The organism is Ferroplasma sp. Type II, from assembly GCF_000496155.1.
Genome location: NZ_KI542833.1, coordinates 1 through 1,434, shown reverse-complemented (window position 1 = coordinate 1,434; position 1,434 = coordinate 1). Strand labels below are relative to the sequence as shown.

Here is a 1,434-nt window from a genome sequence, read left to right as displayed (position 1 = left end):
ATTTTTCCATTGGATTTACANCCAGCAATCAGAGAATTTTAATTATAATTCCATTGCTCGACAATAATTGTCATAGCAACACTGTGTAAATTGATGTTATCTTTATGAAATTGCAAATGATCAGATATAAATATTGGAAATCTGTATGATATATAGATACATAACATTTATTTAAATATTTCTATAAATACATACATTGTACTGTCCCATTATTATTTCCTTTATATACTGTATGAATTTATATTTTTTCATTTTACCACCATTTTATTTTTATATGCCATTGCTGGTGTAACTATATTATCACCATCTGACAGTGAGTCATGCATCCTTTCATAGTTGTAATGGTATACTACCTCTTCCCAGGTACTGAAATATGGCCTTAAACGTTTTATGGTATAGTTTAATCTCTCCAGTTTTCCATTTGTTTCAGGGTGTTTTACCCTTCCAAGTATGTGTTTTATATTACTGTTATCTAAGTATTCCTGGAACTTATTGTGATCTCCAGGTATTCCATTCTTACCATTTGAAAAGAACTGTGTTCCATGGTCTGTTAATATCTCTTCAGGCTTACCGTAAGTGTTTATTGCTATTTCCAGTGCTTCTATTGTATTATCTATTGTTTCCTCACCGTATATTCCCATTCCTACTATGAACCTTGAAGCATCATCTTCTATTATTATTAACTTCTCACTGTCACTGTATTTAGTCCAGTCCATATGCCATAGTGAGTTGCTATGTTTCCTCTCATATTTTATATATTTTCTCTGTTTCTTCTTATTATTGCTGTTATCAACCATATTTAATAATAACAGTATTCTGTATATATTGTTTTTAGCTATTATTATCCCCTTTCTTTTAAGGTATTTCCTTATTCTTTCAGGTCCTGACATAGGGTATTCATATCTTATTTTTTTAACTATTTCTATATCCTTGCTGTTTAATTCCCTATGTTTCCTTTTACCTATTGTATATTCTCCATTATCCCTGTATTTTTTGTATATGTAATTTACATACCTTGTTGTTATTTTCATTTCCTTAGCTATTTCTGTAGATGATCTTCTCTTATTTTTCTCCCTTATTATATATTTTATTTTTTTCTCATTTAACTTCATTCTGGGCTTATATTCTTTTATTATATTTTTAGAGGGTATATATAGGAAATATTTACGGGACAATATAATAAATACATACATCAAGATTGCCTTACTATATAATTTACTTTCTTCGTTATACTATATAGTAGTAATATATAGAAATTAATTCGTGAATAAACTTATTCTTATTTAACTTCATTCTGGGCTTATATTCTTTTATTGTATTTTTAGATGGTATATATAGGGAATATTTACGGGGCGATATATTATTTACTATTTAAATAAATTTCAAAAGGGAAAATATTCCCTTCCATTTAATTATTAACTTAGGAGTTTCCAA

Annotated in this window: 1 protein-coding gene; it reads right to left on the bottom strand. The window is 27.9% G+C overall.

Annotated elements, in window-relative coordinates:
• Window positions 1-248: 248 nt before the first annotated feature.
• Window positions 249-1,112 (bottom strand): IS481-like element ISFac5 family transposase, encoded by an 864-nt coding sequence (locus AMDU4_RS13410; RefSeq protein WP_009886695.1) that lies wholly within the window; start codon window positions 1,110-1,112, stop codon window positions 249-251.
• Between the last annotated feature and the right edge of the window lie 322 nt (window positions 1,113-1,434).

Excerpts from the sequence above, each read along its gene's own strand:
- AMDU4_RS13410 (WP_009886695.1), bottom strand. The coding sequence starts at position 1,112 with ATGAAGTTAAATGAGAAAAAAATAAAATATATAATAAGGGAGAAAAAT.